Source organism: Qingshengfaniella alkalisoli, from assembly GCF_007855645.1.
GTDB lineage: Bacteria > Pseudomonadota > Alphaproteobacteria > Rhodobacterales > Rhodobacteraceae > Qingshengfaniella > Qingshengfaniella alkalisoli.
In genome coordinates, this window is record NZ_CP042264.1 from 299,010 (window position 1) to 323,281 (window position 24,272).

At 58.9% G+C, this 24,272-nt stretch carries 22 protein-coding genes; 12 read left to right on the forward strand and 10 right to left on the reverse strand.

The window, feature by feature from the left end; translation table 11 throughout:
• The first annotated feature begins 74 nt into the window (after positions 1-74).
• From FPZ52_RS16380 to FPZ52_RS16390, 3 genes are all read left to right on the forward strand, one after another.
• The gene (locus tag FPZ52_RS16380) at positions 75-1,103 is read left to right on the forward strand and encodes an endonuclease/exonuclease/phosphatase family protein (RefSeq protein WP_240804500.1); all 1,029 of its coding nucleotides are present in this window, start codon (positions 75-77) and stop codon (positions 1,101-1,103) included.
• Between the two features lie 79 nt (positions 1,104-1,182).
• A complete protein-coding gene (gene leuB, locus FPZ52_RS16385; protein WP_146366679.1) occupies positions 1,183-2,289 on the forward strand; it encodes a 3-isopropylmalate dehydrogenase in 1,107 nt (368 codons plus the stop codon).
• Positions 2,290-2,432: 143 nt separating this feature from the next.
• Positions 2,433-3,401 carry a DMT family transporter gene (locus tag FPZ52_RS16390; protein WP_146366680.1) on the forward strand — a complete coding sequence of 323 codons (969 nt, stop codon included), beginning with the start codon at positions 2,433-2,435 and terminating at the stop codon, positions 3,399-3,401.
• Between the two features lie 6 nt (positions 3,402-3,407).
• Here FPZ52_RS16390 and FPZ52_RS16395 read toward each other — a convergent pair whose 3' ends face one another.
• Positions 3,408-4,169, reverse strand: coding sequence for an IclR family transcriptional regulator domain-containing protein (locus FPZ52_RS16395; protein WP_146366681.1), 762 nt, complete (start codon positions 4,167-4,169; stop codon positions 3,408-3,410).
• 107 nt (positions 4,170-4,276) lie between these two features.
• Between FPZ52_RS16395 and FPZ52_RS16400 the strand changes: the two genes are divergently transcribed.
• From FPZ52_RS16400 to pcaF, 3 genes are read left to right on the forward strand one after another with little or no spacing between them, the layout of a single operon-like run.
• A complete protein-coding gene (locus FPZ52_RS16400; RefSeq protein WP_146366682.1) occupies positions 4,277-4,984 on the forward strand; it encodes a 3-oxoacid CoA-transferase subunit A in 708 nt (235 codons plus the stop codon).
• Positions 4,981-5,667 (forward strand): 3-oxoacid CoA-transferase subunit B, encoded by a 687-nt coding sequence (locus FPZ52_RS16405; protein WP_146366683.1) that lies wholly within the window; start codon positions 4,981-4,983, stop codon positions 5,665-5,667. The genes FPZ52_RS16400 and FPZ52_RS16405 overlap by 4 nt, the downstream gene beginning before the upstream one ends.
• 11 nt (positions 5,668-5,678) lie before the next feature.
• Positions 5,679-6,881 carry a 3-oxoadipyl-CoA thiolase gene (gene pcaF / locus FPZ52_RS16410; RefSeq protein WP_146366684.1) on the forward strand — a complete coding sequence of 401 codons (1,203 nt, stop codon included), beginning with the start codon at positions 5,679-5,681 and terminating at the stop codon, positions 6,879-6,881.
• 53 nt (positions 6,882-6,934) lie between these two features.
• On the opposite strand, the gene FPZ52_RS16415 is transcribed toward pcaF, so the two are convergent.
• Positions 6,935-7,381: a PepSY-like domain-containing protein gene (locus FPZ52_RS16415; protein WP_146366685.1), complete on the reverse strand. Its 447-nt coding sequence runs from the start codon at positions 7,379-7,381 to the stop codon at positions 6,935-6,937.
• A 295-nt stretch (positions 7,382-7,676) separates the two neighbouring features.
• A complete protein-coding gene (locus FPZ52_RS16420; protein WP_338052827.1) occupies positions 7,677-8,306 on the reverse strand; it encodes a winged helix-turn-helix transcriptional regulator in 630 nt (209 codons plus the stop codon).
• Between the two features lie 119 nt (positions 8,307-8,425).
• On the opposite strand from FPZ52_RS16420, the gene FPZ52_RS16425 reads away from it, so the two are divergent.
• Genes FPZ52_RS16425 through FPZ52_RS16435 form a run of 3 tightly spaced genes read left to right on the forward strand, consistent with a single transcriptional unit; the run spans position 8,426 to position 10,665 of the window.
• Positions 8,426-9,151 carry a DUF1428 domain-containing protein gene (locus FPZ52_RS16425; RefSeq protein WP_146366687.1) on the forward strand — a complete coding sequence of 242 codons (726 nt, stop codon included), beginning with the start codon at positions 8,426-8,428 and terminating at the stop codon, positions 9,149-9,151.
• Complete coding sequence (locus FPZ52_RS16430) at positions 9,148-9,822, forward strand: glutathione S-transferase family protein (protein ID WP_146366688.1); 675 nt, start codon at positions 9,148-9,150, stop codon at positions 9,820-9,822. Before FPZ52_RS16425 ends, FPZ52_RS16430 begins: the two co-directional genes overlap by 4 nt.
• Before the next feature lie 33 nt (positions 9,823-9,855).
• Complete coding sequence (locus tag FPZ52_RS16435; protein WP_146366689.1) at positions 9,856-10,665, forward strand: VOC family protein; 810 nt, start codon at positions 9,856-9,858, stop codon at positions 10,663-10,665.
• Between the two features lie 36 nt (positions 10,666-10,701).
• On the opposite strand, the gene FPZ52_RS16440 is transcribed toward FPZ52_RS16435, so the two are convergent.
• Positions 10,702-11,601: a LysR substrate-binding domain-containing protein gene (locus tag FPZ52_RS16440; protein ID WP_146366690.1), complete on the reverse strand. Its 900-nt coding sequence runs from the start codon at positions 11,599-11,601 to the stop codon at positions 10,702-10,704.
• A gap of 120 nt (positions 11,602-11,721) precedes the next feature.
• Here FPZ52_RS16440 and FPZ52_RS16445 point away from each other — a divergent pair, with 120 nt between their 5' ends.
• Positions 11,722-17,118 carry a LamG-like jellyroll fold domain-containing protein gene (locus FPZ52_RS16445; protein ID WP_168201394.1) on the forward strand — a complete coding sequence of 1,799 codons (5,397 nt, stop codon included), beginning with the start codon at positions 11,722-11,724 and terminating at the stop codon, positions 17,116-17,118.
• 66 nt (positions 17,119-17,184) lie between these two features.
• Positions 17,185-17,715 carry a hypothetical protein gene (locus FPZ52_RS16450; RefSeq protein ID WP_146366692.1) on the forward strand — a complete coding sequence of 177 codons (531 nt, stop codon included), beginning with the start codon at positions 17,185-17,187 and terminating at the stop codon, positions 17,713-17,715.
• Between the two features lie 148 nt (positions 17,716-17,863).
• On the opposite strand, the gene FPZ52_RS16455 is transcribed toward FPZ52_RS16450, so the two are convergent.
• The 5 genes from FPZ52_RS16455 to FPZ52_RS16475 all read right to left on the reverse strand — a co-directional run bounded on the left by FPZ52_RS16455 (position 17,864) and on the right by FPZ52_RS16475 (position 22,248).
• On the reverse strand, positions 17,864-18,952 hold the full coding sequence (locus FPZ52_RS16455; protein WP_146366693.1) for an alkene reductase: 1,089 nt from the start codon (positions 18,950-18,952) through the stop codon (positions 17,864-17,866).
• A gap of 192 nt (positions 18,953-19,144) precedes the next feature.
• Complete coding sequence (locus FPZ52_RS16460) at positions 19,145-19,825, reverse strand: endonuclease/exonuclease/phosphatase family protein (RefSeq protein ID WP_146366694.1); 681 nt, start codon at positions 19,823-19,825, stop codon at positions 19,145-19,147.
• Positions 19,826-19,839: 14 nt separating this feature from the next.
• Positions 19,840-21,249, reverse strand: coding sequence for a cardiolipin synthase (gene cls / locus FPZ52_RS16465; RefSeq protein WP_146366695.1), 1,410 nt, complete (start codon positions 21,247-21,249; stop codon positions 19,840-19,842).
• A gap of 130 nt (positions 21,250-21,379) precedes the next feature.
• Positions 21,380-21,910, reverse strand: a complete 531-nt coding sequence (locus FPZ52_RS16470) for a hypothetical protein (protein WP_146366696.1) — start codon at positions 21,908-21,910, stop codon at positions 21,380-21,382.
• Between the two features lie 23 nt (positions 21,911-21,933).
• Entirely contained in the window at positions 21,934-22,248 is a 315-nt protein-coding gene (locus FPZ52_RS16475; RefSeq protein WP_146366697.1) for a hypothetical protein, read from the reverse strand.
• 409 nt (positions 22,249-22,657) lie between these two features.
• On the opposite strand from FPZ52_RS16475, the gene FPZ52_RS16480 reads away from it, so the two are divergent.
• The gene (locus FPZ52_RS16480; protein WP_146366698.1) at positions 22,658-23,386 is read left to right on the forward strand and encodes a PRC-barrel domain-containing protein; all 729 of its coding nucleotides are present in this window, start codon (positions 22,658-22,660) and stop codon (positions 23,384-23,386) included.
• Between the two features lie 51 nt (positions 23,387-23,437).
• Here FPZ52_RS16480 and FPZ52_RS16485 read toward each other — a convergent pair whose 3' ends face one another.
• Positions 23,438-24,040, reverse strand: coding sequence for a helix-turn-helix domain-containing protein (locus FPZ52_RS16485; RefSeq protein ID WP_146366699.1), 603 nt, complete (start codon positions 24,038-24,040; stop codon positions 23,438-23,440).
• Positions 24,041-24,272 lie beyond the last annotated feature (232 nt).

A 24,272-nucleotide genomic window follows, 5' to 3' on the forward strand; every position in this document is an offset into this window, starting at 1 on the left:
TTTGAATATGAGGGCCCGCTGAATCGGCGGGCCTTTTCACTTGGCGTTAACCCATTTGGCGTTGTCTGAGCGACATGAAGCTGATGTTCGTCGCCATAGGATTCGTGATGGTGCTTTTCTGGGGCATGGCGGCTCCGGCGCAGGTCATACGGGTCGCGCAGTATAACGTGGAGTTAGACCGAGACGGGCCGGGTCTGCTGCTACGCGATATCCTGCGCGACGAAGACTCGAAGATCAGCGCCGCGCAGGATGTAATCACACGGGCAGATCCCGACGTGATCCTGTTGAACCGTTTCGACTATGACGCCGACTTGCTTGCGCTATCGGCTTTTGCGGATGCTTTGGCAGAGTATGACCTGCGCTATCCTCATCGGTTTGCCTTGCCACCGAATTCAGGTCTCGCAACTGGGTTGGATCTGGACGGAAACGAGCGCACGGGCGAGCCGCGGGATGCGCAGGGTTACGGGCGGTTTCACGGGCAAAGCGGTATGGCCATCCTGTCGAAATGGCCTATCGGCACCGCAACTGATTTTTCAGATTTTATGTGGAAGAACCTGCCCAATGCCCGGCGACCAACCCGACCGGATGGCACCCCGTTTCCGTCTGGCGACGCACAAGACATTCAACGACTTTCGAGCGTCGGGCATTGGCTGGTGCCGATACTGATCAATGGCACCCCGCTGACCCTTCTCGCTTTCCACGCTACGCCACCTGTGTTCGATGGCCCCGAAGACCTCAACGGCTTGCGTAACCGCGACGAGATCCGCTTCTGGCCACTACTGCTCGACGCGAGCCTGCCCTACACGCCACCAGCGCCACCATTCGTCCTGTTGGGCACCCTGAATGTCGATCCGGATCAGGGAGAAGGCTATCGCGATACGGTACGTGACTTGCTTGCCCATCCTGAACTTCAAGATCCGCTCGCACTGCTTGGGCCTACGGTGGATTGGACCGATCTGGGCCTTGGCCTGATGCGCGTGGACTACATCCTGCCATCAGGGAACCTGCGGGTTACAGAAACGGGGACGGTCGTGGCCGAAAGCACGGATGCCTCGCGCCACAAGCTTATCTGGGTGGATATGGCGATTTCCGTGGGCGAATGATCGGCGATTGGCGCGGAGTTCTTGACGCTCCAACAGGCGCGACCTAAGCACAGCGTGACAAAATTTTAGGAGCCCGCATATGTCGAACCCATCCCTTCTCATCCTTCCCGGCGACGGGATCGGCCCGGAAGTCATGGCCGAGGTCCGCCGCGTCATCGACTGGTATGGCGACAAGCGCGGACTACAGTTCGACGTCAGCGAAGATCTTGTTGGCGGTGCGGCCTATGACAAGCACGGCGTGCCACTGTCCGATGAGACGATGGAGAAGGCGCAAGAGGTCGATGCGGTTCTTCTTGGCGCCGTTGGGGGTCCAAAATACGACGACCTCGATTTCAGCGTCAAACCCGAACGCGGCCTGCTGCGCCTGCGCAAGGAAATGGATCTCTATTCCAACCTGCGTCCCGCGCAATGTTTCGATGCGCTGGCGGATTTTTCCAGCCTCAAGCGTGACGTCGTGGCCGGTCTGGACATCGTAATCGTCCGTGAACTGACCTCGGGCATCTATTTCGGAGAACCGCGCGGCATCATCACCGAAGGCAACGAACGCGTGGGGATCAACACGCAGCGTTACACTGAAAGCGAGATCGAACGCGTTGCCCGGTCCGCGTTTGAGCTGGCGAAGCGTCGCGGCAACAAGGTCTGTTCCATGGAAAAGGCCAATGTGATGGAATCGGGTATTCTGTGGCGCGAAGTTGTCCAGAAGATACACGACGACGAATACCCGGATGTAGAACTGTCCCACATGTATGCGGACGCGGGCGCGATGCAACTGTGCCGCTGGCCCAAGCAGTTCGATGTGATCGTCACCGACAACCTGTTCGGCGATCTGCTTTCTGATGCCGCAGCGATGCTGACCGGGTCCCTGGGGATGCTGCCCTCCGCCTCTTTGGGCGCTCCGATGGCAAATGGCCGCCCGAAAGCCCTTTACGAACCGGTCCATGGGTCGGCACCCGACATCGCTGGCCAAGGCAAGGCCAACCCGATCGCCTGTATCCTGAGCTTCGCGATGGCGCTGCGCTATTCCTTCGATCTGGGTGATGAGGCAAAACGGCTGGAAGACGCTGTCGAGAAGGTGTTGGCCGATGGCGTGCGCACGGCCGATCTGCTTGGCGAAGAAGGCGTCCAGCCCGTCACCACTTCGCAGATGGGTGACGCGATCCTGAAGGCGCTTGACGACAGTCTTTGACCTTACCGCTCGGGCGTGGCCAGGATCGCTATGCCCGAGCATAAGATGTTTCTCGGACAATTCGTCGGTTTTTGACCCCAGGGGACTTGCAGTTCCCGTAAAGTCATCTCTACTCGGCAAGCAACACCACACCCGAGGCAGGTATGACAGAGGTCGCAAGATCCAACGCGCGGGGCGCCGCCTATTCACTGGCCGCATTCGCCGTCTATTCCACCCATGACGTCGTCGTGAAACTTCTGGGGGGTAGTTTCGCACCCTTCCAGATTATCTTTTTCTCAGTGATGTTCGGCTTTCCGATTGTCATGTTCATGCTGATCCGCGACCCTTCCAGCGGAACGCTTCGACCCGCCCATCCGTGGTGGATGGCCTTGCGGGTGGTATCTGCGATGATCACCGGAATCTGCGTTTTCTTCGCGTTTTCCACCCTGCCCATGGCACAAACCTACGCGATCCTTTTCGCGGCACCCTTGCTGATCACTCTGCTGGCCATACCCATTCTGGGCGAACAGGTGGGCTGGCGGCGGGGACTGGCCGTGCTGATGGGATTGGTCGGGGTGTTGGTCGTGTTGCAACCCGGAGCGACGGAGCTGAGGCTCGGCCATCTCGCGGCCCTGATCGGCGCGATTTCCAGCGCGTTGGCCTCCGTCATCGTCCGCAAGATCGGCAACGACGAACGCAGTGCCGTGCTGATCGTCTACCCGATGATCGCAAATTTCATCGTCATGGGAGCTATTCTTCCCTTCGTTTATGTACCCGTGGAAATCAACCATCTGGGTGGCTTCGCCGCGATGGCGCTTCTGGGATTCTGCGGCGCGCTCATGCAGATCTGGGCCTACCGCACGGGCAGCGCAGTCGTCGTCGCTCCGATGCAGTATTCCCAGATCATCTGGGCATCCATCTTCGGCGCGCTGATCTTCTCGGAAATTCCGGACTGGAACACCGCCATGGGCGCCTCGATCATCATCGCCAGCGGTATCTACATCGTACTGCGCGAAGACAGCAAAGCCGGCACATCGAAGACGCCCGTGCTGCAAACGCGGAGCCGGGTCTTCACTGCCGGGATCATCCCCCGCATCAGCAGCATCCAGCGCCTGCGAAAAACACGAAGCTGATCGTCGTCAGTGCAATGACTTGCGCACGCCTGACTGAACACGGGTCAGTTCCGGCAGGTAGCGCGCGATGATGGCCGCGGGGTCGTCTGTTCCAGCCACGAACCCCGCATTCAGCGCGGCAACCACCTGACCCCGCGTGTTCAGCAATGGCACGGCGATGGACCGCAGCCCCAGCTCGATCTCCTGGTCGACGAAGGCATGGCCTTGAGTCCGAACCCGGGCCAGTTCCGCCATGATGTCGGCCACGTCCGTCAGGCTGTTGACGGTACGGGGTGACAGGTCGGACGCTTCCACGACCAGTCGCGCTTCACTTTCAGGTAATGCCGCCAGCAGCACGCGGCCCATCGACGTGCAGAACGCCGGCAGGCGCGATCCGGGCATCAGTCGGATCGACATGACCCGGCGCTGTGATGCCCGCGCGATATAGACGATTTCGTTCCCATCAAGGATCGAAACGGAACTCGACTGCCCGATCCGATCCGACAGTTGATCGAGCCATGGCTGCACAAGTTGCGGCAGTTCCATCGACGCCAGCGCCGCCACACCCAGCCGCAACACGCGATGAGTCAGGGAAAAGTACTTTCCATCGTAATCGGCATAGCCAAGCTCGGTCAGGGTCAGCAGGCACCGGCGCGCGGTCGCCCGATCCAACCCCGTCTCTGCAGCGATCTGTGAAATGGTCCGCTGGCTGTTGTCCGCATCGAACGCCTCGATCACCCGTAACCCCTTGGCGAAGGAGTTCATAAAATCCGCCTGCTTGCGCGCCATGCGAACGCCCTTGCTCATTATAAGAACAAAGTTCGAATAACGCACAATTTCATTGGAGTCGAGCTGCGCCTTCCGTTAGCCCCGACGCAATGAAGAAGGAGACTTCAATGGACAAGCGGATTGCCACACTTTCCGACGCCGTTGCTCCGATCAAGGATGGCGCGACCATCATGATCGGGGGGTTCGGCGGTTCCGGTGCACCGATCGAGCTCATTCATGCGCTGATCGATCACGGGCCCAAGGACCTGACCATCATCAACAACAACGCAGGCAACGGCCATGTCGGCATCGCTGCGATGATCGAACAGAACATGGTTCGCAAGATGATCTGTTCCTTCCCGCGCTCCGCTGACCCGCGTGCTTTCACCGAGCGCTATCTCGGAGGGCAGATCGAGCTGGACATCGTCCCCCAAGGCACCCTGGCCGAACGCATCCGCGCGGGCGGCGCAGGTATCCCAGCGTTCTACACGCCCACCGGCTATGGCACCGAATTGGCCGAGGGCAAGCATGTCGAAGAGTTCGACGGCAAGCATTACGTCCGTGAACGCTGGCTGAAAGCCGATTTCGCGCTGATCAAGGCGGAAGTGGGCGACACGATGGGCAACCTGACCTATCGCATGGCCGCAAGGAATTTCAGCCCGATCATGGCCACCGCTGCCGCGCATACCGTGGCGCAGGTGTCGAGCCTTGTCCCCCCCGGCGGCATCGACCCCGAAGACGTCATCACCCCCGGCATCTTCGTCGACGGTGTAACAGAGGTCAGCAACCCGCAACAGGAAGAAGCCCTCAACCGCGCGGAGGCCGTATATCCATGAGTGCAAATCTAGACATCATAAAGCTCAGCAACGCCCAGATCGCGTGGCGCGCGGCGCAAGACATTGAAGACGGTGCCTATGTCAACCTGGGCATCGGCTTTCCCGAAATGGTTGCCAAGTTCCAGCCCGAAGGCCGTGAAGCGGTTTTCCACACCGAGAATGGCGTTCTTGGTTTCGGCCCCGCCCCCGCGCCCGGCGACGAGGATTGGGATCTGATAAATGCGGGCAAGAAGGCAATCACGTTAAAACCCGGGTCGGCCTTTTTTCATCATGCCGACAGCTTCGCGATGGTGCGCGGCGGGCATCTCGATGTGGCCATTCTGGGGGCATATCAAGTCGCGCAGAACGGCGATCTGGCAAACTGGTCCACGGGCAAGGGCGGCGTTCCGGCGGTCGGCGGCGCCATGGATCTGGTGCATGGGGCCAAGCGCGTTGCAGTAATCACAGACCATGTCACCAAGAAGGGCGATCCGAAACTGGTGCAAGCCTGCACCATGCCACTGACCGGCGTTGGATGCGTAACACGGGTCTATACCTCGCTCGCCGTGGTGGATGTCGAAGGCGGGCATTTTGTGCTGCGTGAAAAGCTGCCGCAGATTTCCTTCGCTGATCTGCAGGCTGTTACGGGCGGCGAACTAAACACTGACGGTCCGGTCGCCGATCTGGCTGTTCCAGAGCTGTAAGGAGCCAACCCATGAGTGACGCATATATCTGCGCCTATATCCGCACGCCCATCGGCCGTTTCGGGGGTGCCTTGGCCGATGTACGGGCTGATGATCTGGGAGCCATCCCTCTGAAAGCCCTGATGGACGCGCATGATCTCGACTGGTCGGCGGTGGACGAGGTGATTTTCGGCTGCGCCAACCAGGCAGGCGAGGACAACCGTAACGTCGCACGCATGTCCTCGCTTCTGGCGGGCTTGCCAGAAACCGTCCCGGGCACCACGATCAATCGGCTGTGCGGGTCGGGCATGGACGCGATCATTACTGCCGCCCGCGCGATCAAGTCCGACGAGGTCGATCTGGTGATCGCAGGCGGTGTCGAATCCATGACCCGCGCACCTTTCGTGATGCCCAAGGCCGGCGCTGCATGGTCACGAACGAGCGAGGTCCATGACACGACGATCGGCTGGCGCTTCGTGAACCCGTTGATGAAAGCGCAATACGGCGTGGAATCCATGCCCGAAACGGGGGAAAACGTCGCCGAGGACTTTAACATCACGCGCGACGATCAAGATGCCTTCGCCCTACGGTCCCAGCAGAAGGCCGCCGCTGCCATGGATATGGGCCGTCTGGCGCGGGAAATCACGCCTGTCATGATCCCGCAGCGCAAGGGCGACCCGCGTATTGTGGACCGCGACGAACATCCGCGTCCCGAGACCACGCTGGAAGGTCTGGCCAAACTGCGCACCCCATTCCGCGAAGGCGGCAGCGTGACCGCAGGCAACGCATCAGGGGTAAATGACGGGGCAGCAGCGCTGATCGTTGCTTCCGAAGCCGCGATCAAAATGCACGGCCTGACCCCGATTGCACGAGTCATGGGCGGAGCGACCGCTGGTGTGGCCCCACGCATCATGGGTTTCGGCCCGGCTCCGGCAACCAGGAAACTGTTGTCGCGGCTGGGTCTGGCGCAAGCCGATTTCGACGTGATCGAGTTAAACGAGGCCTTTGCCTCGCAAGGGCTGGCCACGCTGCGTGCTCTCGGCATTGCCGATGATGACCCGCGCGTAAACCCGAATGGCGGTGCCATTGCGCTCGGCCATCCGCTGGGTATGTCCGGCGCGCGGATCACGGGAACCGCGGCGCTGGAACTGTCGCTGAACGGTGGCAAACATGCGCTTGCCGCCATGTGCATTGGCGTCGGTCAGGGCATCGCAATCGCGTTGGAACGCGCCTGATCCTTCAAACGTCTGCCCTTTGGGGCAGACATCAAACCAACATGTCGGTCCGATCAATCGTCGATGTCCAGTTCAAGCAAACGTCCGTCGAAGGTGAACTCCGCCTCGAATTCCTGACCATTGGCTAAATATCCTTCGATCTCGATCTTGTCGCGATCGTCGATGTCCAGCGTCTTGACATGCGCATCGACGGGAAACTGGTCATGTTCCAGAACTGCTTGCGGGATCAGACTGCTTACGGCAGAAATCGGCAACCCCTCACGGCTTTCGACATCAACTTCCTCGATTTCGCCATCGCGATCGAACTCGATTTCCACCGGCACACCATCCGCAGTAACCCCATGCAGATCATCCCCGTAATAGTGATGCCGTTCGGTGATCTGCTCCAACCCCAATGCCTTGACGAACGGGTGGTCTGCGGGCGTCTTGGATTGCGCCAAAGCGCCGGTTACGGAGAACCCTGCCAGGGTGGCAATCAGGATATAAGTAGTTGTCTTCATGGGATGTTCCTTGTCAGGCAAGATCGCTAATACCCTATCTGAATGCGATAGAGGTATACAATATGGGGTCAGATCCCAGTTTGGCATACACCTTATGATAGCACACTTCCGCCCGTCTTCGATGGACAGTGCCCGGTCCTCGCCAAAACTACCATATTCGAAAATCCCAAAATATCTGAGCCCAGAGCGGGCACGAACCGGTTATGTTATATTGTCCCTGAACATCCAGATAGTGGCCACGCGCTCCGACGCGTTGCAATGTCGGCGACGTGTTGAGTGTTTACAGCGCGCGGGCTTAACGACCGGTGCCCAACCGGAAAAAACCAACAAAGTTCTGTGCTTGTTCCAAGTCGCCCCTTACACGGACGATCTCTTGCGCTATAAGATCTGACAGCGGTGTGTGGCCATAAACAGCCCTGGCCATGTTGTTGCCGCTGCCGGACAGCACGAATGGTGCATCAGGTCGCGCGACCGCCGTGGTTCGCAAACGCCCCCCTTCCAGACGCATTTCGAAAGCTTCACTGTCAAAATCGAACCCCGCCAATGCTTCATCGTCCGCGGCCAACCCCTCGACGATGTTGACACGCATTGAGATCATCAGTGCGGAAGGGCTGATGAAACGGCTAGGGTCGTGCCCCGGCAGAACCAGCCCCCACCGGCACAGCTCGTCAAGTACCGGCATCAACTGCCGCCCCAGATCGGTCAGCGTATAGATGCCCAATCGATCATCATGATCCACCACACCGCCCTGCCCCAATTGGGACAATCGGCCCGTCAGAACACTCGCCGAGATTCCCGGCAAACCAGCGCGGATCATCTGGAACCGCTTCGGTGCGAACATCAACTCGCGAACCACAAGCAACGCCCAGCGGTCACCGATCACGTTCAGTGCATGCGCAGCCAGACATCCTTCATCATATCGCATTCGCGAAAATTTGCCGCCTTCAGTCATGTTTAAAAACTATCAGTTGTTTTTTAGAACCACAAGTGGCACGTTCAACAAATAAGGGATTCGTTACGTCAAGTTGTGCGAAGGAGAATTGAATGGCCTACTACACCGGTATGATCGCGGCAGTACCGACCGCGAACAAGCAAGCATACACCGAACACGCGCAGCAATCATGGGGGATGTTCAAGTCATATGGCGCGACCCGTATTGTAGAAACATGGGGTGTCGATGTGCCGAAAGGAAAGGTCAACGATTTCTATGGCGCCGTGCAAGCAAAACCGGATGAGACGATCGTATTTTCTTGGATCGCATGGCCGGACAAGGCGACTGCTGACGCTGCCTGGCAGAAGATGCAGGACGATCCGGCGATGGCCAACCTCCCGGAAATGCCATTCGACGCCAAACGCATGATCTTCGGTGGCTTTGCCCCGATCTATGAACGCGGCGAACACACAGGTGGTGGATATTACTCGGGCTTCACGCTTGCGGTGCCAAGTCAGAACAAGGCCGCCTATATCGACATGGCCGAACATGGCTGGCAGATGTTCAAGAAGGGCGGCGCTCTCGGAGCAATCGAGGCGTGGGGCGAAGACGTCCCCCATGGAAAACAAACCGACTTCTACCGCGCCACAAAAGCTGAAGACGGCGAGATACCAGTTTTCAGCTGGGTGTCCTGGCCTGATCGCGCCACCTGCGACGCCGCCGCCAAGGCCATGGAGGCCGAAATGGAAGGTCAAGAGATGCCCGAGATGCCGTTCGACGGCATGCGCATGATGTGGGCAGGGTTCGAACCCATCTTCGATTCCGGAGGCAAGGCATGACGGTCACACTTTACACACTGGATTGGGTGCCTGAATTTCCGCGCGGGCTGGTCCGCGACTTGCGCGTTCGTTGGGTTCTTGAGGAAACCGGCAGACCTTACGAGGTCGCCACCGTGCCCTTGGAGCCCAAAAGCGACGCACACCGCCAGATGCAACCCTTCGCGCAAGTGCCCATCATTCGTGACGGCGATGTGACCCTGTTCGAAAGCGGCGCTATCGTCCTATATCTCGCCGAAGGAACGCCGCTTCTGCCCGAAGCAAAACGGATCGAGATCGTGCAGTGGCTGTTCGCCGCGCTGAATACCGTCGAGATGGCGGGGATGCACTGGATGCAACTCGTCTTGGCCAAGCGGATGCCGGACGTTTTCGGTGCCGTTCCCGATGACGATGTGATCGCTAGCGGCCAGCGCTGGGTGAATTCGCATCTCGACGCGATGGAGCATCAGCTTTCAACCCGCGATTGGGTCTTCGGCGATTTCAGCGCGGCCGATATCATCATGGCCGACGTGCTGCGTATGCTGGGCCAGGAAGACCTGTTGGCCGGTCGTCCGGCACTGGCTGACTATGTCTCGCGCGCCACCGACCGGCCCGCGTTCAAAAAGGCGATGACAGATCACATGGCCCATTGGAAAGCGGCGGATATGGCGCGGAGGGTGACCGAACCACTGTGACCAACACAAGTTACCTTTGATGGAGAATTTGCAATGTCAGACAAGTTTCATGGCACGCCCTGTTGGTATGAACTGGCAACATCCAAGGGCAAACTGGCGGCGGCCGGAAAGTTCTATTCGGAGATTTTCGGCTGGCAGATAGCAGACTCCGGTATGCCTGGTTTCACCTACCATCTGGCCAAATTCGACGGTGACATGGTGGCCGGGTTAATGGAAATACCCGAAGATGTAGCGGGCATGCCACCCAACTGGATGATCTATTTTTCGGTCGCAGATGCTGATCAATTCGTAGCCGATGCCAAGGCTGCCGGGGCAAGTGTCCATCGTGAACCGGCCGATATTCCCCAGACCGGTCGTTTCGCTATCCTATCCGACCCCCAGGGTGCAGCGTTCGGCATCCTGCAACCTGATCTCAGCAATATGTCCGAGGCGGAGATCGCAAAGGCCGAAGCGGGCGAGGCCGCGTTCAATCAGCGAAAGTCCGGCCATGGCCACTGGCACGAATTGATGTCCAGCGATCCGGATGCCGGGTTTGCCTTTTATTCTGGACTTCTCGGCTGGACCAAAGGCGAAGCGATGGACATGGGTGATATGGGAACCTACCAACTCTTCCGTCACAAGGGGACAGATATCGGCGGAATGATGGGCCTCGGCGAAGCGCTGGTACCCAATTGGCTGCCGTATTTTGGTGTGGATGGCAGTGTTGCTACGAAGATCGACGAGATCAAGAATGCGGGTGGAGCCATCCATCACGGTCCAATCGAAGTTCCCGGCCCTGCCTGGATCGCGGTCGCACAAGACCCTCACGGTGCCTGGTTCGCAGTGACCGGGCCGGAAAAATGACATCTCGCGAGCGATCGGGGCATCCATGACCACCGCTCAGTCACGTTTGGCGACGGCCTCCGCGCCGTGGCGCAGGATCTGCGCGGCGGTCGAGAAGGCCTTTATCTCTGGCACATGACGTCGATCACGTCGCAACAGAACATATTCGACGAACGACGTCTTGCCCCGCCTCGCTTTGACGGGTGCATAGCCTAGTCGAGGATCCGGGGGGCATTCGGATTCAGAGAAGAAGGAAATACCAAGGCCATTTGCCACGGCCTCTCGGACAACTTCAGCGCCCTCGATTTCAATGACACGCCCGGGGACCAGATCATTCGAGCCCATGGCCCGTTCGATCAAGGCGCGTGTTCTGGATTGTTTTTCACGTAGGATGATCGTCTGCTCCGAAACCAGTTCAAGAGGAAAGACGGAATTTCTGACCAGACCAGACCCTGCGGGAAAACACGCGAACAGTCGTTCAATTCCGAAAGGAAGGATTTCCAGTGACGTGCCCACCAGCGGCTCCACCACGACACCAACGTCAGCGCGCAGTGCCATCAGTGCTTCTACAGCATCATCAACGCTGGCTTTGCGAATCGAGACGTCGATGTCTGGATGCTCGTTCAACAGGTGACGGACAATTCTTACGGCAATCGGAGGCGAGTCACTGACCACGCGCAGCCGGCCGGCTGCCGATTTGGGACGCAAGGTGAGGATATTTTCTATCGCATCAACCTGCTCCATTAATCTATCGGTTACATTTGCAAGCTCCCGCCCCGTTTCGGTCAAGGCCAGGCCACGCCCCCGTTTTTCAAACAGCCTGAGACCGTATCGCCCCTCTAGTCCTTTGAGATGTTGGGAAACGGTCGGTTGTGAAAGCCCCATGATCTCGGCCGCCCGGCCGACGCTGCCCTCCCGGGCCACCAGATGAAAAGCACGGATCTGCTGGTAATGCATTTATAAAACCAATCAGTGAGCGATGGAATTCGTATTTGTTCTATGACTCCGACTGGCGCAAGCCTGTTCCAGCATATTTTCGCCGTGCGTTGGCATGGGCAAACACAGTGGAGTCGCAGCATGACATTGGACCTTTCTGCCCACAGCCTGGGTACGACCGGGGAGTTCGGAATTCCCGGTATTCAGGGAACCGAGATTCCTGTTCTTGCTTTTGAAAAGCCGACGGATACCCAAGCGGTGACATTGCTTCCCGAAAGCGATGTTGCGATCGATGAATGGGTGCTGGGACTGGACGTCTATATCCCGGAACATTCGGGCACCTACACTGCCCTGTTGCAGACGGGCGACGGCGATGCCGATCTGTTCCTGAAAAAGTCGGGTGATAACGCCGGAATTGGAACCATGGGCGACTATGCTGGCAAGGTGCCTTTCGACGAGTGGATACGCGTGGTTCTGTCCGTCTCGGTAGAAGACAGCGACACGGTCATGCGGAAATTCGTGAACGGAACACTGGTCGGCACCCAGAACCTGGGCGCAACTGACCGCTGGGCGATAGACCCTGAGAACGGCTTGCGGTTGTTTACGGACAATAATGGAGAGACAGGCGCCGGCTATGTCTCGTCGATCTTCTTCACCAGCGAACCGCCAGAAGCTTCAGAGCTGGAAGGACTTGTCTCTACCCGGCCCGTGCCGACCACAGATGGCTTCTTTGCCCAAAGCCCGGCTGGGGGCTCCGTTGAGATCAACTTCGACGACGAAACCGTGAATGTCAGCTATGGCGATGCCGCCGTTATACTTGAAGGATCGGACTATCGTACCCCCGTGACCGTGGGCGATAGCAAGATTGGATACGCCTCGCAGTTCGATATCGCGGAACCGGGCGAAGACATACCGGTCCTGAACTACGCCGCCTTTGAAAGTTCCGAAGGATTGCACGTCAACCTGCCCGAAAACAATGGCGACCTGACCAGCTTTACCCTTGTCTGGGACATCATGATCACGGCGACCAATGGCTACCAGTCACTCCTGCAGATCGATCCGGCCAATACGAACGACGGCGACTTCTTCATCAATAGCAACGGCGGAATTGGTATAAACAGCAACTATACCGGCCATGTACCAACAGGAGATTGGGCGCGCATCGTGCTGACCGTCGAGGACCTGGGCAATGGAAGTTCCAAACTGTCCAAATATATCGACGGGGAATTTGTCGGCACACAAACCATGCCAACGTCACGGTACACTCTGGACGCCGATAAGGGCCTTCTTCTGATGGCCGACGAAAACGGCGAGGTCGGCTCGGGGTATCTGTCCCATTTCGGCATCGCAGGCTCTGCCTTGACCGAGGCCGAAATCGTGGCGCTGGGAACGGTCGATGGGGACGGTCCATTCGCCGATGCGGACGGGTTAGGTCAACTCGGGTTTGACGGCTACACACCCACCCCCGAATTCGGCTTGGGAAGCGCCGAGTTGATCGAGGATGTTCCGCTGCCGCCAGAGACTGAGCTGGCCCAGATCAAAGACATGCTTGTGACACCCGGCACCGACACCATCACGTATGATCTTGAGGCGGTGTTCGGCGATGGAGCCCATAGTTTTTCTGTGACAAACACCAATGGCGATGCGGTCAGTGCGGCTATCGAGAACGGTATGCTGAGCCTGTCATTCGACGAATACGGCCTTTCGGATCTTGTCGTAACGGCCATCGGCCCGAACGGCGAAGAGCTGAACGACAACATACGTATTCGCGTCGCGGGCGAAGGTGCCTATACAATCGCGATCCTTCCGGACACACAGGATTACACGTCGAACGGCAGCATTGCACAAAGCTTCCTGGACATGACCGGGTGGCTGGCCGACAACGCCGCCAACAAGGGTATCGGCTTTGTCACGCATGTCGGAGACATCACCCAATGGGCCACCGACTCGCAGTTCACATTTGCACGTGAAGCAATGGATGTCCTTCGCGATGCTGGCATTCCGTTCTCGGTTCTGCCGGGCAACCACGATATCGGGGCGGGTGGTTCCTCGAACGTGCGCGACACCGACAACTACAACGAAGCGTTCTCGACCTCCTACATGTCCGAGGACGCGACATATGGCGGTGTCTACGACCAGGAACCCGACCGCTACGACAACAACTATCACCTGTGGGACGCGCCGGACGGCACTGGTTGGATCTTCCTCAACCTCGAATTCGGACCGCGCGACGATGTTCTTCGCTGGGCGGATGAGATTCTGACCGAGTTCGGTGACCGCAAGGCGATGATCACAACCCACAGCTACAACAGCTTCGCCGGGCGGCACGATCCGTTGGGCGGGCCACTGGAAGCTGAAGGGGCTGGCTACAATTATGGCCTGGGCAACGACGCCGAAGGATCGTGGGACGGCGAAGAAATCTGGCGCGACGTTATCGCCAGCCATCCGAATGTCGTCTTTACAGCGGGCGGCCACATCTTCGGTGACGGGGCCGAGACAGTCGTATCCTACAACGACTATGGCAACGCGGTTTACCAGTTCCTCGTCAACTACCAGAACGGGGTTGCGAACGAAGCTAATCAGGGCGGCGGCGGTGGTAATGGCGCGATCCGTCTAGTGACCGTCGACCCCGAGAACGACGCGGTCTACACCGAAACCTACTTTACCGATGAAGAAGACTATTTCGAGGGTTATCGCGGCAGCGAGGAAGAAAGCCGTGACGGGCTGACCGGCGACTACAAGGGCCATCAGGAAGAGTTCGAGAATGCCAATATCGGCGAACGCGAGGCGCTGGCCGAGGCGGACGCGGGCCACGATCAACTGATTGGCGCACAACAAGGCGCAACCTCGGCGACAGTCATGCTGTCTGCGTATGGAACAACCAACCCCAAAGATGACATCGTTTCCTGGGTCTGGACTGATCGTGATGGCAACGTCGTCGCTCAGGGCGCTGAAACGCAAACGGAGCTCGGCGCCGGAATTCACGACCTGACGCTGACGGTAACCACCTCTGAAGGTGTTATCAGTTCAGATGACACGCGCGTGATCGTAAAGACGGACGCTGTGCATCTGGTCGAAACCTTCAACGATGGTAACGCAGATGGCTGGATGATCGCTCAGACAGTCACAGCACCAAAACTGAGCTTCGGCAACGACGAGGATTTCGGTCTGCCGCCCCTTGGTTCCAGCGGCACGCCAGTCTTGAAGGTCGACAAACTGTCTCCAACAGATGGAATTCACGTCGAAACCGGCCTGGACGGACCGGTTGAGGCATACACGCTGATCTACGATCTGTATGTTCCCGGCGGACAAGGCACCTGGACGGCATTGTTCCAAACGGACATAACCAACGTCACGGATGGCGAACTTTATATCCGCAACAGCGGTAGCGCCGGTGGTATCGGGATCAGCGGCCAATATCACGGCGGAATCGACTATGACGCCTGGAATCGGCTGGCGGTGACCATTTCCATCGAGGACGGCCAGCAGTACCTGACCAAGTTCGTCAATGGCGTTCAGGTCGGTCGTCAGGTCGTCGACTCGAATCCATCCGACGGATCGCGCTGGACCATCGATGGAGAAAAGGGCTTTCTCCTGTTCTCGGACGAGAACAACGAGGTCAGCGATGTCTACGTTTCGTCCTTCGCCTTCACGCCGGAGGCGATGAGCGCTGATGAGATCGCCGCGCTTGGCAGTGCGGATGCCGAGGGACCCCTTTCCGTCGGACAAGTCGACGGGGCATTCCAGCTGAATTTCGACGGTGCGCTCGACGCGGCGGATTTCGGTACGCCCGAGGTTGCCGAGGTCGATCTGTCGTCGAGTTCCGGTACAGGCTCGTTCTTCGTCAAGGGCAGCGCGACCATCGAAGACAGCACGGTCGAGATGCCCGAGGGCGCGCTGTTCGACCAGTCCAACGGGTCGAACAAGCTGCTGGTCTGGAGGGGCGGCGATTGGGATGACGTCGTAATGGAAGTCACCATCCGGTCCATGGATGACGATACGATCGGCGTCGCCTTCAACCACGGGAAGAACGGCCATTACCTGCTGACCCTCAACAACCAGGAAAACACGAGACAGCTCATCCGCGTCGATGCGGACGGATCCACCGTTCTGGCCAGCGAAGCCGGCGGCTACACCTTCAACATCGAGCAGGATCTGATCGTGTCAAAAGTGGGCGGCCGGATCACGGTGACGCTGGACGGCGTGCAGTTGTTCGGGGGCGCAGTGTTCGACGCCACACCGCTTAACGGTGGCACCGTCGGACTCTACTCCTCCGGCCAGAAAAGCTCCATCTTCGACGATGTCGTGGTGCGTGCGCCCGAACTGACCGCGGAGGCGGGACAGGATCGGTTGATCATTGACTGGGACCGCGACGGGCAGCAAGCGGTGGTGCTGAACGGCGAGGCCTCGATTCTGCCGGATGGTTCAGCGGATGCTCACTGGACCGGGCGGGGCGTTGATGTCGACGGAATGATCGCTGAGACGGTGCTGGGCGCAGGACGCAACGACGTGACACTGACACTCGACGGTAGCGCGGCCGACGAAATCACCCTTAACGTCGCCACCGGGGATCGCTTGATCGCCGCCGACCGCTTCGACGACGGCAACCACGACGGCTGGCGGATCGTTGATAGCACCGAACTGGGCGGCTCGGCCGACTGGCGGGTGATCGACGGCGCGCTGGTCGAAACCTCGGGCGCTTACAGCCGTGAATTGACTTGGAACGGCGCCAATAACGGCGATGTCTGGGATCGCGGCTGGTCGCCGCTGGGCGATGGGGTGAACGCGCTGAAAAAGGGCAGCTTCGCGCTGTGGAACGGCGATGCCGACTTGACCGACTACGCCATCCAAACGCTGGTCACGGCACCCGAAGGCGCGGTCGGCATGATGCTCAACTACGTGGACGAGAACAACTACTACAAGGTCGAACTCGACACGCGACATGGGCTTGCAACGCTGGTCAAGGTGGTGGACAATTATGAAAGCACCATCGCCCGCTCGGCCACAACCTACACGCCCGGTGAAAGCTTCGTGCTTGAGGCACGAATCGAAGATGGTGTGATCACCGCGACGATGGACGGGATGCAGCTTTTCTCACTTGCGACCGAAGATCGCGACATCGCGTCCGGGTCGGCGGGTGTCTGGTCCTGGGGCGCGGCCGGAGCCCGCTTTGACGACATCGCCATCGTCGACCTGTCCGAGGACTTCGCCTACGAAATCCACGGTACGGACAACAATGACCGATTGACCGGCACCGATGCCGACGAGGTCTTCTATCTTGGCGCGGGCCGGATGGACATGGCAACCGGAGGGTTGGGTGCGGACACCTTCGTCTTCGGCCAGGAGACCTCGAACGGGATGCGCGAAACCACCCGGATCGCTGACTTCGACGCCAGCATAGACAGCCTTGATCTTTGCGGTGCCGAAATCACCCGCGTTCAGGAAACCGGAGCAAGTACAATGCTGTGGATCGGCGAAGACCAGGATCAGTTGATCCTCGCAGGCGTGACCGATTTTGATGAGCTTGCCTTCATCTGATCACCTTCACCGCCCCTGATCGGGGCGGAGTCTTCCAAAGCAATCGAAAAACCAAAGGCACCTACAATGCGCATCTTGTATTCGCTCGCGGCCGCAACAAGCTTGGCCATATCCACACCCGCACTCGCAGCAACCATCTCGGATGGCACGGCATCGGTTTGGCTCTATGGCGGCGACGTTATCGTCGACTCGACCGCTCCCCTGTCCGACACGGATGGTCTGGATCCTGTATTCGTCAGCATGTCCGGCGGCACGGGGTTCGACCCCGCCTTCAGCCTTTGGGTCGACGGTCCAACAGACACCATCCTCGAAGGCGACGTCGCCGATTTCAGCTTTGACGGAGGAAACATACTCAACTTTGTATTCTCGGTGACCGGCTCGGCGTCCGAGTTCCTGGGCAATCTTGTAGAGCTTACTTTGACCTTCGACGTCGCGCTTTACGATCCGTTCGGCGTCAACGCTGATTTTTCGGGTGTGGCCCAGATGCACCTTGCGAGCGCCGATGAAATGCCCGCCGTGCCTTTACCCGCAACCCTGCCCCTGCTCGCGGCGGCGTTGGCCGTGCCAGTCGCGTTTCGCCGTCGTAAGTCGGCTTGACGCCGCCTGTCACCACGATCGGCCCGAGACGCCAAGCGAGGCACATGGGCTATCGACCCCCACGACGCCGATAGCCCAACTTTGAAAACAGAAAACCCGGTTGTGATTGCCGAGGCCGCCGATGTTGCGGCTATCTGCTTTCTATGGGTCAGGCGCTTTGCTGCAGTGTCGGATAATCCGTGTAGCCGCGCGCATCGCCACCATAAAGCGTGCCACGGTCCAGCTCAGCCAACGGTGCACCCGATTTCAGCCGTTCCACCAGGTCGGGATTCGCGACATAGTCGTGGCCGAAGGAAACCAAATCCGCCGCACCGGTTTCCAACGCTGTTGCAGCCATATCCCGGTCATACCCGTTATTGGCCATATAAGTTCCATTGAACAACTTACGAAGCGCCGCATAATCGAAAGCAGCAATATTGCGAGGCCCACCTGTGGCACCTTCGATCACGTGCAAATAGACCGGCGATAACTTGTCCAACTCCGCCACGATGTAATTGAACAACGCCTGCGGATCGCTATCCGAAATACCGTTTGCAGGTGTAACCGGAGAGATCCTCACACCCGTCCGATTGGCCCCAATCTCATTGACCACGGCCTGGGTGACCTCCAGCAGAAGACGCGCACGATTGGGGATCGTTCCGCCATATGTGTCGTCACGATGGTTCGCCCCATCCTTGCTGAACTGGTCCAGCAGATACCCGTTCGCACCATGCACTTCCACGCCGTCAAAACCCGCTCGGATTGCATTTGCGGCGGCGACGCGGAAGCTTTCGATAACACCCGGAATCTCTTCAAGCGTCAACGCGCGAGGCGCGGATACGTCTTGGAAACTTCCGCTAACAAACGTCTTTGCCTGCGCGGGAACCGCTGAAGGCGCAACGGGCGCCGCCCCACCGGGCTGAACGCTGACATGGGAAATGCGCCCCGTGTGCCACAGTTGGACAAAGATCTTGCCGCCTTCTGCATGAACAGCGTCCGTTACTTTCCGCCAGCCTGCAACTTGTGCATCCGTGTAGATGCCGGGCGTATCCTGATATCCCTGTGCTTGGGCGGAAACCTGGGTCGCCTCTGCGACAATCAGACCGGCTGTCGCGCGTTGCGCGTAGTATTGCGCCGCGTTCGGGCCGGGGACCAACCCATCGACGGCGCGGTTGCGTGTCAGAGGGGCCATGACGACACGGTTCGCGATTGTATAATCACCGAGTTGATACGGCTCGAACAATAAAGATTGGGTCATTGTGCACCTTTCGCTTGAACTATCGATCTGAACCGCGTGGGGATGGTCTTCAAGGTGCCGCATGGCTGGGTTGCGATCGGAGCAAGGCTAGCCCTATGCGCGGAACGATGCACCGCAGCCGCTATCGGAATACGACCATGTGCTTCGTGGACTGATCTGTCGCAGAGACGGGTGTCGCTCGCATCAACAAGATCAGAAATCGATGTCGGCCCAGACAGGCAGATGATCGGACGCGACCTTGGCCTGCGGGCCTTGCTCGACACCTGCATCATAGAAATCCAGCGCGCTGCCCAATGCCAGCCTGTCCAACCCTGCAAGCAGCCGCGCCGCGTGAAACGACTTGCCGGGGCTGACAACCTTGAAGGCGGCCAACGCCTCCAACCCCCTGCTTTCCGACCACTCGTTGAAGTCGCCGACGATCATCGCACGTGCAGCGCCTTCATCTCCGAGATAGCTACAGATTGTTTCGAGCTGCTTGCGACGTGATGCGCGCAGCAGCCCCAGATGGGTGCCCACCAGCTTCACGTGCCGCCCGTTCTTGACCACATCGACAGCAACAGCTCCGCGCGGCTCGAACCCCGGCAGATCGATGTGATCAACACCCCCCAGTTCAATATCCTTGCGCAAAAGCACCGCATTGCCGTGCCAGCCATGACTCACGTCATTTTGCCCGAGGGGAACAAGCCGGAAATCGCTCTCGCGCTCGATCGCCCTGGGGTTCAGCACCCCGGGTCGTGGGCCAAGTCGCTTGTCGGCTTCTTGCAGTGCTACGACATCCGCGTCCAGCCCGTTGATGATGTCCAGTACACGCATCGGATCGCGGCGCATGTCCAGCCCGACTGCCTTGCGGATGTTGTAGCTGGCCGCACGCAGCCGCGCCTGATCCTCTACAGGAGCGGGCCGAACAGACGCGCCACCCGCGCCCCGATCTGCCGGCGCAACGGTTGATCCGCAAGTAATGCCGTCATGCGAGTCGATCGCTCGAAATCCTTCTCCAGCATGGCCGCGACCTGTTTGGCCATTCGACTATCAAAGATCATGGCCGTCGCCTCGAAGTTCAAGCGGCATGACCGATTGTCCATGTTCAACGTCCCTATAGACGTGATTGTTTCATCCACCAGCACCACCTTCTGGTGCATGAACCCCGGCTGATAGCGCCAGATTTGCACACCCGCCTGGATCACCTCGTCGAAATAGGCAAACGCCGCCAGCCACACGATCCGGTGATCTATGCCTTCCGGCACCAGAATCCGCACATCAGCCCCTCGCATCGCGGCCAACTTCAGCGACGTCAGAATGTCGATCTCCGGCACGAAATAGGGCGACGCGATCCAGACACGGTCCTTGGCAGCATCAATTGCGGCGCAGAAATACAGGCTTCCACTTTCGATTTCATCGGCTGGCCCCGTCGGGATCACCAGCCCGTCATAATCGCCCGCATCACGGGGTTCCCAGTTCAATGGCTCGGTCAGGTCTTCATGCGTTGCCCAGTGCCAGTCCTCGGCAAACACAAGCTGAAGCTGCGTGACCATCGGTCCGCGAAGCTGGACATGCGTATCCCGCCACGGCCCGAACCGCGTATCCCGTCCCATATATTCGTCCCCCACGTTCAGCCCGCCGATAAAACCCACCTCGCCATCGACGATCACGATCTTGCGATGGTTGCGGAAATTGAGCTGAAACCGCGAATGCGGCCCGCGGATCGAATGGGCGCTATAAGCCCGCACACCGGCATCGCGCAACTTGTCGAGATAGGACTTAGGTAACCGCGTCGATCCGATGTCGTCATAGATCAGCCGCACGGGAACACCCTGCCCCGCCTTGCGGATCAGCAGGTTCTGCATCGCCCGACCAAGTTCATCATCATGGAACATGTAGAACTGCACGAGGATGTAATCCTGCGCTGCCTCGATCGCCGCAAAGATGGCGCCGAACGTGTCATCCCCGTCGACCAGCAGTTTCGCGTCATTGCCGGACACGACGGGCATCTCGGCCACGCGCTCGAACGGTTTGGTGTTCAACCCGTCCGGCAAATGGCGCGCCGCATGGGCTTCGCCAAATTCGACGATCTGCGCGGCGACGGCTTCACTGCTGCGCCTCGCGACGACGTAACCGTTATAGCGCGACTGCCCGAAAAACAGAAACAGGGGCACCCCGAAATGCGGCGCAACCAGCAAGAACACCACCCACGCCACCGCCCCTTGCGGCGTGCGCGCGCTTTTGACCGCCGATATCGCGCAGGCGATTGCGGCCATGAATAGGACGGCAAGTATGATGGCTGATATCAGGGCCCACATGCGACATCTTTCCTTTGAGCTTCGCTCGAACAACTTCCGGGCGATCCAGATGCAAGGCGCAAACGGCGAGGCCCAGCCACGGCACGATTTCAAGTCCCGGGCAACTTTTCAACTGCTTCCCGTCACGGCATCAGAAACTCGCCGCCAATCCGATGGAAAACCCTTCCAGCACCTCGCCACGCGTATAGCGCGCCATCAACCGGGTCGTCGTCACCCACGGCACCCAAGTCTCGGAAAGGTCAATTTCGCCGCCAAACCCCACCTGTGCCAACCAGTCCGTATCAAGCACTTCGCCTTGATCACCAGGCGGGTAACTGCCCGTCGCCTCGTAAACGACACGGATAGGCCGGTCGAACAACTCTGCGCCCGTAGGCACCCGCAACCGTGTCCACAGCGTGGTGGTGATCGCATCGGCATCGCCCACCAGTTCCTTGTCGCCGGCGATTGGCTTCAGTCGAATATGGGTATGGCGCAAACTGACATCGGCCTCGTAATCATTATTCCAACGCTGGTTGTAGACCAAGCTCAGCGACGCCCCATAGCCGCCCGCCGCCACGCCGCCATCTTTCAGAAGCGCCGGATCAAGGCCCAGACGATTTCCCACGACCTGTCCCGCAACAGATATGTCGCTTTGCACCCGTCCCAGTGCAACATGCGCCATCGGTCGCAAAAGCAGGTTCTCTGTCAGGTCGAATTCCCAGCCAACGCCGCCCGTGGCTGAAGCGCTGGTAAACTTGAACGGCAGACGCGACCGTTCGGCCCTTCGCTGAACAGCAGCACAGGATCGTAGCGGTTATATCCGATATACCCTTCCAGATAGAGCGGCACATCCTCGCTCCAACGCAACCCACCACCAAGTTGCGCCGAACGGAGATCGTAGCGTTCATCCGATCCGCTACCGGTGTCGAGAAACAGCGCGCTCGCCGTTTCACTTGGCACGACGGACATCCCCAGCACCGCCAGGGTGCCCTCGACATTGCGTCGAACGAACGCACCCACCAATGAACGGTCCTAGGCGCGTGCAGGCAGGGCAAGCAACAGCGCGAAACACAGCACAATTACGGATCGAAGCGGTCGAGTCATTCCCCGGTATGGCGATCAACGCGCCGAGTACGCAAGGAAAAACGCGAGAGCAGCACCTTGCCGATCGGCCAGTGTCGGCTCCATGCGCATATCCAGAAAGGTGATCGCGACGCATCCGCAAGACATTACTGCCCCCGAGACTCCAACCCTGCGACTGGCAATCCTCTTTGTTAGACCGGCGCTTGACATAACGAAAAAGATAGAATGAACGCTGACCGGATCCTTTCTGTTCCCGATTTTATTTCCCTTAGTTTCAGGAACCTCTGCGCCCTGCTTCCGGTTTAATCCTCACAAGGCGACAGCCTCTTGCGAAAGGAGTAGGCAAATGAAACGTATTATGACCACAACTGCACTTGCTGCGCTGCTAATGGCGAACCCGCTGGTAGCTCAAGAGGACACATCAAACACCGATGGCGCCTCTGATACGGAACAATCCCAGTCTGAAGCCCCGGCTGACGACAGCGGCGCGGAAACCGGCACGGAAACCGAACCTGCAGCGGAGCCTGTGGCTCCTGCGGAAGGGGAAGACGCTGAAGGGGCCGGCAGTATGGACGATCCCGCCTCTGAACCCGTAGATGGCGCAGAGGCACCTGCTGACGACACTGATATGGAAGCAATGCCAGAGGGCACCGATGCAACCGGTGGCATGGACGCACCCGCCGAAGGCGACAGCATGGAAGCCCCGGCTGAAGGTGCTGAAACCACCGACCCCTTCGAGGGCAATGACACTGCCGGATCGCCCGACTATCAGCCCGAAGGTTTCGTCTTCGTTGAAGCAGGTAGCTACACCGCCGAACAGTTGACCGGCGCTGCCGTCTTCGACCTCAACGAAGATCGCATTGGCGAAGTCAATGACGTGCTAGTCGACGGCGACGCGATCACCAATGTGATCATCGACGTGGGTGGTTTTCTCGGCATCGGTGAGAAACCTGTTTCCCTTGACGTCAGCGAAGTTGACGTGATGCAGGCAACCGAAGGCGGCGAAGTCCGTGCCTATGTTTCGCAAACCAAGGAGATGCTGAAAGAACTGCCGCGTTACGAAGGACCGCAATAATACTTCGGCATAGCTTTTCACGGCCCCGTTGTTGTCGCAGCGGGGCCGTTTTCACGTCCGTCGGATGGACACCGACCATTCCGGACCCAACGCATCGCGTGTCGCCTGTTCCAGGGTGTCCGCCAAATGGGTCGCCACATATCCGCTCAGGAACCCGCCCTGTGCTTCCAGCACCAGCGTCACACCCTCGGCCGTCCCATCCAGCCGGGAATACCAATTCGCGTAATTCGCAGGATCTCTGGATTTGAGCAGGCTGCACACCTGCGACCAAGGTGTTCCGTTCTCGGGAATCTTCCGGTTCTGCTGTCGGTCCACAAATTCGGCCAACTGCAGGACTTTGGGCTGTTCCTGTTCGACAGGGCGCTGCGATTGAACCCGTGCCGCGAAATCCGATCCAATCGAGGACGCGCAGCCCTGCGACACCTGGGCAATAAAGTGGTGGTTCAGGCGATACGCGGCCACCCTGCCCTTCACGCCCTCCCGTGTCCTGATCAAATAGCCACTTTCGATCAGCCGTTTGATTTCACGTTTGACGGTTCTGTCCGTAACGCCCCACAACCCAGAAAGTTCTGCCTGCCCAATCGACACCTCGTCACGTTGCCAATTGTAGCGCGCTGTGACCAACGCAACCAATCGCAACATGGACGTTTGCATGACGGTTGATCCGTGCAACCCGCTTACGGCGAGTCCCGTTAAAATATCATATTTCTGGGCCCCTGCGCCGGGACCGGCGATCCGTCTGGTTTGCATGTTCTGCCCGATGCACTGTGTTGATTCCGGGTTCTGCCCCGATTCTGCTTGGTACTAGCATAGCCTTAAAATCCCGTAATCTGTCAATAGAAACGAGAAAGCGGGAAAATCAGGATCTGTAGGAAAGAATCCGGTT